The sequence below is a fragment of the Streptomyces sp. NP-1717 genome (assembly GCF_022695985.1).
Taxonomy (GTDB): domain Bacteria; phylum Actinomycetota; class Actinomycetes; order Streptomycetales; family Streptomycetaceae; genus Streptomyces.
The window spans coordinates 1-8,674 of record NZ_JAAPBF010000274.1; the positions used below are offsets into that span (position 1 = coordinate 1).

The 8,674-nt window shown below is 71.5% G+C and carries 9 protein-coding genes; 3 read left to right on the forward strand and 6 right to left on the reverse strand.

Annotated features, from left to right (window positions below):
• Positions 1-774, reverse strand: a 774-nt coding sequence (locus GXP76_RS31810) for a carbon-nitrogen hydrolase family protein (RefSeq protein ID WP_242575088.1), incomplete at its 3' end; no start/stop codon positions are given.
• Between the two features lie 299 nt (positions 775-1,073).
• On the opposite strand from GXP76_RS31810, the gene GXP76_RS31815 reads away from it, so the two are divergent.
• Positions 1,074-1,658: a Repetin gene (locus tag GXP76_RS31815; protein WP_242575089.1), complete on the forward strand. Its 585-nt coding sequence runs from the start codon at positions 1,074-1,076 to the stop codon at positions 1,656-1,658.
• 67 nt (positions 1,659-1,725) lie between these two features.
• Here the strand turns inward: GXP76_RS31815 and GXP76_RS31820 are convergent, their stop codons facing one another.
• Positions 1,726-2,181: an Lrp/AsnC family transcriptional regulator gene (locus GXP76_RS31820; RefSeq protein ID WP_078078353.1), complete on the reverse strand. Its 456-nt coding sequence runs from the start codon at positions 2,179-2,181 to the stop codon at positions 1,726-1,728.
• A 258-nt stretch (positions 2,182-2,439) separates the two neighbouring features.
• On the opposite strand from GXP76_RS31820, the gene GXP76_RS31825 reads away from it, so the two are divergent.
• Both GXP76_RS31825 and GXP76_RS31830 read left to right on the forward strand, forming a co-directional pair.
• Positions 2,440-3,516, forward strand: a complete 1,077-nt coding sequence (locus GXP76_RS31825; RefSeq protein WP_242575090.1) for a GDSL-type esterase/lipase family protein — start codon at positions 2,440-2,442, stop codon at positions 3,514-3,516.
• Positions 3,517-3,529: 13 nt separating this feature from the next.
• Positions 3,530-3,928, forward strand: a complete 399-nt coding sequence (locus tag GXP76_RS31830; protein WP_242575091.1) for an ATP-binding protein — start codon at positions 3,530-3,532, stop codon at positions 3,926-3,928.
• A 96-nt stretch (positions 3,929-4,024) separates the two neighbouring features.
• Here GXP76_RS31830 and GXP76_RS31835 read toward each other — a convergent pair whose 3' ends face one another.
• The 4 genes from GXP76_RS31835 to rpe all read right to left on the reverse strand — a co-directional run bounded on the left by GXP76_RS31835 (position 4,025) and on the right by rpe (position 8,636).
• On the reverse strand, positions 4,025-4,891 hold the full coding sequence (locus tag GXP76_RS31835) for an RNA polymerase sigma factor SigF (protein ID WP_374363346.1): 867 nt from the start codon (positions 4,889-4,891) through the stop codon (positions 4,025-4,027).
• Positions 4,892-5,146: 255 nt separating this feature from the next.
• Positions 5,147-6,589 (reverse strand): GuaB1 family IMP dehydrogenase-related protein, encoded by a 1,443-nt coding sequence (locus GXP76_RS31840; protein ID WP_242575092.1) that lies wholly within the window; start codon positions 6,587-6,589, stop codon positions 5,147-5,149.
• Between the two features lie 212 nt (positions 6,590-6,801).
• Entirely contained in the window at positions 6,802-7,851 is a 1,050-nt protein-coding gene (locus GXP76_RS31845; RefSeq protein ID WP_242575093.1) for a sugar-binding transcriptional regulator, read from the reverse strand.
• A 101-nt stretch (positions 7,852-7,952) separates the two neighbouring features.
• Complete coding sequence (gene rpe / locus GXP76_RS31850; protein WP_242575094.1) at positions 7,953-8,636, reverse strand: ribulose-phosphate 3-epimerase; 684 nt, start codon at positions 8,634-8,636, stop codon at positions 7,953-7,955.
• Positions 8,637-8,674: the final 38 nt, after the last annotated feature.

Here is an 8,674-nt window from a genome sequence, read left to right on the forward strand (position 1 = left end):
GTACGGGTTGGCGGCGCGGGAGGCCCGCAGCAGTTCGGGGTCGACGTCGCCGAAGAGCAGTTCCTCGCCGCGGCCCGCGCGGGCGCGGGTGGTGCCGTCCGGACCGGCCAGGCAGCTCAGCCCGACGAACTCGAACGCCGCCCCGCCCTCCCCCTCGCGGCCTGTCCGGTTCACGTACGCCACGTACATCTGGTTCTCGAAGGCGCGTACCGGGACGAGCGATTCGGCGACGAACTGAAAGGGGTGCATCTGGGCGGTGGGCACCAGCAGCAGGTCCGTCCCGGCGAGCGCGTGGGCGCGTACGTTCTCCGGGAACTCGACGTCGTAGCAGATCATGATCCCGACCCGCAGACCGCCGAGTTCGGCCTGTACGACCGGGGTGTCGCCCGGTGTGAACCACTCCCGTTCGAAGCCGCCGAAGAGGTGGGTCTTGCGGTAGTCGGCGAGGGCGGCGCCGTCCGGGCCGACGAGCCGCGCGGCGTTGTGGACGCGCGAGCCGTCCCCGGACCGCTCCGGGTAGCCGTACAGGACCGCGATGCCGTGCTCGGCGGCGATCCCGGCAACGGTCGCGGAAGCCGGACCGTCCGCGGTCTCGGCCAGCCGGGACACGTCGGCGCCGATGGCGTATCCGGTGAGGAACATCTCGGGGCAGACCAGCAGCCCCGCTCCGCCGGCCGCGGCCTCGCGGGCCGCGCCCGCGAGGATCCCGAGGTTCTTCACGACATCGCCGGGCCGGCCGGAGCTCTGGAGCAGGGCGATACTCGACGGCGGCATGGCAGACCTCAGGGCGTCATGGTGTTCGGGGGGACGTCTTGACGGTACGGCTCCGGCTTCCGCCGCGACAAGGCGCCTCTGTTGCGTGTGGGCGGGGCAATCGTTGCGTGTTCCTGCCCCGGTACGGCGATTCGTTGCACCGCTGGTCGTAGCCGGTCCTCCGCCGTGCGGCGGAGCGGGTGGGGACCGTGGCGTGACGCCCGGGAGGGGGCCGGCGCGGGACGGTGATCAGGCCCGGGAAGCACCGGGCGCACCGCATCCGTACCGGGAGAACCGGTACTCCTGAGGAGGGGTCTTCCATGAGTCCTGCCGCACCGTCGTTCCGCCGCCGCACCCGTGCCACCGCGGTGGGGGCCGCGCTGCTGATCGCCACCTCCGTCGCGGCGACCGGCGGACCGGCCGCCGCGTCGGACGGCGCCGGGGCCGGCGACCGGAGCACGACGCGGGAGGCGGCGGCCCTGACCGGCACCGCCAAGCTGTACCGCTCGCTCGGTGACGACATCACCTTCAGCTTCGACGCGCACCTGGCCGCCGAAGACACCGGTGACCCGGGCAAGGCCACCGGCACCTTCCGCTTCAGCCACTACCTGAACGGCGACGGCGCCTTCGCCGAGGTGAAGGTCGACTGTCTGGTGACCGGCGGGAAGGTGGCCGTCGTGAGCGGCGTCGTCACCGAGTCCGATCTGGAGGGGGCCGAGGGCGAGCGGGTCGGCGTCACGGTGCACGACCTGGGGCGCAAGGACCGGCTCGGCTACAGCTGGGCCTCCACCGGCAGCCCGGTCGACCAGGGGCCGCTGCCCAAGTGCGTCAGCTCCGCGCCGTTCGAGACGGTCAAGGCGGGCACCGGCGACTTCACGGTGCTGCCCTGGGAACCGCGGCTCTGAGCCGACGGTGACGGCCGGGGCTCCCGCACAGGGGACGGGAGCCCCGGCGCCGTACCGGACGGCCCGGTCAGCCGGGGGCGCCCGACGAGAAGCGCCTGAGCAGAGGTGAGAGCACCAGCACGGACTTCGTGCGCTCCACGTACGGCTCCCCCGCGATCTGTTCGAGCACCCGCTCGAAGTGGCGCATGTCGGAGGCGAAGACCTGGACCACGGCGTCCGCGTCGCCGGTGACGGTCGAGGCGGACACCACCTCCGGGTAGCGCGACAGTCCGCGCCGGATGTCCTCGGGCGAGGTCTTGTGCCGGCAGTAGATCTCGACGAACCCCTCGGTCTCCCAGCCGAGCGCCGCCGGGTCCACCCGCACGGTGAAGCCGGTGATGGCGCCCTCGGCGCGCAGCCGGTCGACCCGCCGTTTCACGGCGGGCGCCGAGAGACCGACCTCGGAGCCGATGTCCGCGAAGGAGCGGCGGGCGTCCTCGGCGAGGGCGTGCACGATGCGTTCGTCGAGCTTGTTCAGTCGCACTGCGGGTGGGATCACTTCTCTGCGGATGGTGGCGGTGCCGTGGCCGGCCAGGGGCGGCGCGCCCCCTATCCGAAGTAGACCATGCGGCCGGCGGCCGGCCGGATTCCGAGGACCACCCAGGTGATCCCGGCGAGGACGGCGGAACATTTCGGGCCTTTTTCGGGGCACCCATGAAGTCGGGCCCGCGCGCCGGACGACGGGCGGGGAGGCGCCGGGGCGACGACCGGGCCTCCGGGCCGACCGAGACCGAGGAGAACGATGAGCTGGCTGGATCCCGCCCCCTTCCTGCGTGGCGTGGGCTGGAGGGACGGCGACCGGGTGATTCGCGCCGACCCCGCCGATCTGACCCGGCTGCCGTGGGACATCGCCGAGCGCGCGGCGCTCCCGATCGGTGTCCGGCTGGAGTTCGTGTCGGACGACGCGTACGCCCTGGAGATCCGTTACCGCGCCGGTGTGCCCGAGCCCGGGGGCCCGCTGTCCGAACTCGCCCACGGCTTCGCCCTCTGGGAGGACGAGCGCCACCTGGGCGACACGTTCGGCGAACCGGCGCGGGAGCGGTCGGTCCGTATCGAACTGCCCGCGTCCGCCGGTCCGTTCACGGTCCACCTCCCCGAGGCGCACGCGCCCGTGATCCTGGGTCTGCGGCCGGTCGGCGGTACCGTCGCCCCGGCGCCGGCGCGCCCGCGCTGGGTCGTCCACGGCGACTCGATCACCGAGGGCTGGTGGTCGACGCGCCCCGCGCACTCCTGGCCCGCCGTCGCCGGCCGCGCGCTCGGCCTGGACACGGTCAATCTCGGTTACGCGGGCGCCGCCCGTGGCGAACTCGTCACCGCCGCCCAGGTCGCCGCGCTCCCCGCGGATCTGCTCACCCTCGCCTTCGGCACCAACTGCTGGTCCGAGGTGCCGTATTCGGCGCCGCTGCTGTACGAGACGGTGCGCGCGTTCCTCGCTCTCGTACGCGAGGGGCACCCCGCCACCCCGCTGCTGCTGCTCTCGCCGGTGCTGCGGCCCGCCGCCGAGCACACGCGCAACTCGCTCGGGGCGACGCTCGCGGAACTCCGCACGGCCATGGAGGAAGCGGTACGCGACAGCGTCGCGGCGGGCGACGAACGGCTTCTGCTGCTGCCCGGCCGGGGCCTGCTCCGCGCGGAGCATCTGGTGGACGGACTGCATCCGGACGACAGCGGGCATGTACTCATGGCGGAGGCGGTCACGGCCGCCCTGCGCGGAACGAGAACGGTACCCCCGTCCGTGGTGCCGGCCGGTCGGCTCGTCCCTGTCCGGCCCGGCGGCTCCCCCGCGACGGGACCTCATGGTTGCCCGAGGACGGGGTAGGCGAGCGACTGAGATGAGTGAAGAGCCGCACGTGGTGATCGTGGAATCACCCCACCGTGACACGGCGTCCGCCCGCAGGGCCGCCGCCGACTTCCTGACGCGGCACTGCCCCTGGGCCGACCTGGACGCGGTGCTGCTCGTCGTCTCCGAGCTGGTGGCGAACGCCGTACGGCACACCTCCGGCTGGTGGCGGCTCCATCTCACGGCCGGGCGCGAGGCGCTGGTCGTGGAGATCGACGATTCGAGCCCGCAGCCGCCCGTTCCGCGCGACCCCGACTTCGGCGGCGGTGGCGGATTCGGCTGGCACATGGTGCTGAGGCTGGCGAGCCGTGTGGAGATCCGGCCGCTGCCGGAGGGCAAGCGCGTGCAGGCTGTCTGGGACCGCCCGGCGACTCCGCCGCGGGTCTGCTGAACAGGCCCGTAACACCTGTACGCGTGGTGGAGGGGAAGGCCCGGGTTCCGGGCCTTCCCCTCCACCACGCGTACAGGTGTTACGGGGCCGTCGGGCTCACTCGACGGCCAGCAGACCTTCCCGGAGCCGTCCGGTGATCCGTGACAGCAGCCGCGACACATGCATCTGGGAGACGCCCAGCTCCTGCCCGATCTCCGACTGCGTCATCTCCGCGCCGAAGCGCATCTGGAGGATCCACTTCTCGCGGTCGTCCAGCTCGTCGATCAACGGCTTGAGCGCCTGTACGTTCTCCGCCGCCTCCAGCTGCGCGTCGGGCGCGCCGAGCCGGTCGGCGAGCCTGGAGGAGGACTCGGCGGTGTCGTCGGTCGGCATGTCGATGGAGCCGGCGGTGTAGCCGTTGCTCGCGACGACGCCTTCGATGACCTCGTTCTCGTCGAGGTCCAGGTATTCGGCGAGTTCGGCCGTCGTCGGGGAGCGGTCCAGGCGCTGCGACAGCTCGTCCGTCGCCTTGGCCAGGTCGATCCGCAGCTCCTGAAGGCGGCGCGGCACGTGCACGGCCCAGCTCGTGTCACGGAAGAACCGCTTGATCTCACCGACGATGTACGGGACGGCGAACGTCGCGAACTCCACCTCGCGGCTGAGCTCGAAGCGGTCGATCGCCTTGATGAGGCCGATGGTGCCGACCTGGACGATGTCCTCCATCTGGTCCGAGCGGTTACGGAAGCGCGTCGCCGCGTACCGCACCAGGGCCAGGTTGAGCTCGATCAGGGTGTTGCGGACGTACTGGTGCTCGTGGGTGCCTTCCTCCAGCTCCGCCAGCCGGACGAAGAAGATCCGCGAAATCTCCCGCGCGTCCTTGGGTGCCACATCCCCGGGGTTCTCCACGTACGGGAGGCCCAGTTCGGCCATGTCGGCCTGGTGGGTTCCGTACTGCGTGCTCTCGGTCGGGACTGTGCTCGCCATGGACACTGTGTCCTCCCCTGCTCCGTTGGACAGTGCACAGCCCGTGTACCCAGCCGTAACCGAGTCATGTCCCCCGATCTCCGACCGGAATGTGCCGGTCCCGGTCGCCGTGGCTTCGGCGACCGGGACACTGCCCCGTGAGTGGCGAGGAAAGACCAGGTCAGGGGAGTTGGAATGGCCGGGTCAGGGCCGTCGCGTACGGATGGCGGACCGGAGAAAAGTTCTTCGCACCAGGCCGGACGAACCGGACAATTCCTAACTCCAGCTCGCGTGGAGGGGCTTGCCCTCCGCGTAGCCCGCCGCGCTCTGGACGCCGACGATCGACTTCTCCGCGAACTCCTCCAGCGAGTTCGCCCCGGCGTAGGTGCACGCGGACCTGACGCCGGCGATGATCGAGTCGATCAGGTCCTCGACGCCCGGCCGCGACGGGTCCAGGAACATCCGCGAGGTGGAGATGCCCTCCTCGAAGAGCGCCTTGCGGGCGCGGTCGTAGGACGACTCCTCGCTGGTGCGGTTCCGTACGGCGCGTGCCGACGCCATGCCGAAGGATTCCTTGTACAGCCGTCCGTCGGCGGCCTGCTGGAGGTCGCCGGGCGACTCGTACGTACCGGCGAACCAGGAACCGATCATCACGTTCGAGGCTCCGGCGGCCAGGGCCATCGCGACGTCGCGGGGGTGCCTGACACCGCCGTCCGCCCAGACGTGCTTGCCGTACTTCTTCGCCTCGGCCGCGCACTCCAGCACGGCGGAGAACTGCGGCCGGCCCACGCCGGTCATCATGCGCGTGGTGCACATGGCGCCGGGGCCCACACCGACCTTGATGATGTCGGCGCCGGCTTCGATGAGATCGCGCACGCCCTCGGCGGCCACGATGTTGCCCGCCACTATCGGCACCTTGGGGTCGAGCGCCCGGACGGCCCTGATCGCCGCGAGCATCGACTCCTGGTGGCCGTGCGCGGTGTCGACGACCAGCGTGTCCACCCCGGCGTCGAGGAGCTGCGCGGCCTTGCCCGCGACGTCCCCGTTGATGCCGACGGCGGCGGCGATACGGAGCCGGCCGGCCGCGTCGGTGGCCGGGGTGTAGAGCGTGGCGCGCAGGGCGGCCTTACGGGTCAGGATGCCGACCAGCTTGCCCTCGGCGTCCACGGCCGGGGCCAGCTTGCGGTTGGCGCCGTCGAGCCGGTCGAACGCCTCGCTCGGGTCGATGTCCGCGTCGATGAGCAGCAGGTCCTTGGACATGACCTCGGACAGCTGGGTGAACCGGTCGACCCCGGTCAGGTCGTGGTCGGTGACGATCCCGACGGGGCGCATGCCGCCGTCGACGACCACTCCGGCGCCGTGCGCCCGCTTGTGCAGCAGGGACAGCGCGTCACCGACGGTCTGCGTCGGCGCCAGGACGATCGGGGTGTCGAGCACGAGGTGCCGCGTCTTGACCCAGGAGACGACCTCGGTGACGACCTCGATCGGAATGTCCTGCGGGATGACGACGAGGCCACCGCGCCGGGCGACGGTCTCCGCCATGCGGCGGCCCGCGATCGCCGTCATGTTGGCGACGACGAGGGGGATCGTGGTTCCGGTGCCGTCGGGTGCGGCGAGGTCCACACCCTGCCGGGATCCGACGGCCGAACGGCTCGGCACCATGAACACGTCGTCGTACGTCAGGTCGTACGGCGGCTTCAGATCATTGAGGAAACGCATACCGACTCTCTCACCTGCGGTTCTACGGAAAGGGCGGGTGGGGAGTCAGCTCGGACCGGTGGACGGTCCCGGCTGCGGCTCCTACGTCATCATCGCCGATGGCACGGACTTCTGGCCAACCGGCGGGATGCTTTCCGTACCATCGGCCGACGCGGGCCGGGAGCGTTCGTAGCTTCGGCCGAGAGCCGGCGGTGGCGCGGAGACCCGTGCCGTTACTCGCCGTCCGGGTCCTTGCGCTCCAGTGCCGGTCGCGGGCCGGGCTCGAAGTCGTGGAGCAGGAAGTCGGCCGCGGCGGTGTCGGTGACCAGGCTCGTGACGAGCCCGGATCTCAGGACGGCTCCGATGGCGGCGCCCTTGCGCTGGCCGCCCGCGATCGCGACGACCTCGGGGATACGGCGCAGCCGGTCGGCCTCGACGGTGATGCACCGCTCGCCCAGGTCCCGTCCGACCCGCCGGCCCTCCGCGTCGAAGAGGTGCGCCGACATCTCGGCCTCGACCCCGAGGGACGCGTAGTGCGAACGCTCCTCGTCGGTGAGCATGTCGTGGACCGTGGAGATCCCCGCCTCCCAGGAGCCGATGGAGACGGCGGCGACGGTGACCTTGTCGAAGTAGTCGAAGGCCCGGGCGATACCGGTCTGGCTGCGCAGCGCGGCGGCGGTCGCCGGGTCGGGCAGCAGCATCGGGGCGTAGATCGGGTGCGCCTCGCCGCCGGAGACCTGGGCGGCTCGCCGTACGGCCTCGACGGAGCCGCGCTCGGCGGTGCCCGCGTCGTACACACCGGTCAGCTGGACGACGGTGCAGGGCGGCAGGCGGTCGAGCGCGGCGGCCATATGGATGGTGGAGCGGCCCCAGGCCAGACCGAGGACGTCGCCCTCGATCACCAGTTCGCCGAGAAGGTCGGCGGCGACCTCGCCGAGGTTCTCGGGGTCGGGCGACTCGTCGGCGCCCTCGGCGGGCGACTCCACGACGACGGCGTGCCGCAGGCCGTAGCGGGCGCGCAGGGCGTCGGAACGCTCGGCGTCGAGCTCGGCCGGGACGCGGATCTCGATCCTCACGAGGTCACGTTCGAGCGCGGTCTCCAGGACCCGGGCCACCTTGAAGCGGCTGACGCCGAACTCCTCGGCGATCTGGATCTTGGACTTGCCCTCCAGATAGAAGCGGCGGGCCATGGCGGCGGCCTGCACCAATTCCGCGGGTCCCATGCGCAGGGCCGGCCGACCCGCCGACATACCAGACACCGCGATCTCCTCACTGCTGTTCACACTCTGGACGCGCTCTCATCCTGTCAGATTCGGCGGTCCTTGATCAGCCCGGTCGGGCGCCGTTCATGAAGCCGTGGCCCGGTGGCCGCGTGGAGTTGCGCTCAGTGGGCGCAGGACCAGCCGGCCGAGGCGGTCGCCTCGTCGGCCTGGTGGCGCAGCATCCGCACCGCCGCCGCCGGGTCGTCCGTCCCGTACACCGCCGAACCGGCGACGAACACGTCCGCCCCCGCCTCGGCGCAGCGCTCGATGGTGGCGGCCGAGACACCGCCGTCGACCTGGAGCCAGAGTTCGAGGCCGTGCTTGGAGATCAGCTCACGGGTACGGCGGATCTTGGGCAGCATGATGTCCAGGAACGCCTGGCCGCCGAAGCCCGGCTCCACCGTCATGATCAGCAGCATGTCGAGCTCGGGCAGCAGGTCCTCGTACGGCTCGACGGGCGTCGCGGGCTTCAGCGCCATCGAGGCACGCGCGCCCTTGGCGCGGATCTCGCGCGCCAGCCGGACAGGGGCCGCGGCGGCCTCCGCGTGGAAGGTGACCGAACCGGCTCCGGCCTCGACGTACTGCGGGGCCCAGCGATCGGGCTCCTCGATCATCAGATGGCAGTCCAGAGGAGTCTCCGTCGCACGGGCGAGCGCCTCGACCACCGGGACACCGAGAGTCAGATTGGGCACGAAGTGGTTGTCCATGACATCGACGTGGAGCCAGTCGGCGCCTTCGGCCGCGTTCGCCTCCTCGGCCAGACGTGCGAAATCGGCGGACAGGATGCTGGGGTTGATCTGAGCCATGTGCCAAGCCTGCCATGCTCCGGGCGACTTCCCCGCCT

What these genes read in the sequence shown, in the direction of transcription:
- GXP76_RS31835 (WP_374363346.1), bottom strand. Translation starts at nt 4,891, where the DNA reads ATGGCGAGCACAGTCCCGACCGAGAGCACGCAGTACGGAACCCACCAG.
- GXP76_RS31840 (WP_242575092.1), bottom strand. Translation starts at nt 6,589, where the DNA reads ATGCGTTTCCTCAATGATCTGAAGCCGCCGTACGACCTGACGTACGAC.
- GXP76_RS31825 (WP_242575090.1), top strand. Translation starts at nt 2,440, where the DNA reads ATGAGCTGGCTGGATCCCGCCCCCTTCCTGCGTGGCGTGGGCTGGAGG.
- GXP76_RS31815 (WP_242575089.1), top strand. Translation starts at nt 1,074, where the DNA reads ATGAGTCCTGCCGCACCGTCGTTCCGCCGCCGCACCCGTGCCACCGCG.
- GXP76_RS31830 (WP_242575091.1), top strand. Translation starts at nt 3,530, where the DNA reads ATGAGTGAAGAGCCGCACGTGGTGATCGTGGAATCACCCCACCGTGAC.
- rpe (WP_242575094.1), bottom strand. Translation starts at nt 8,636, where the DNA reads ATGGCTCAGATCAACCCCAGCATCCTGTCCGCCGATTTCGCACGTCTG.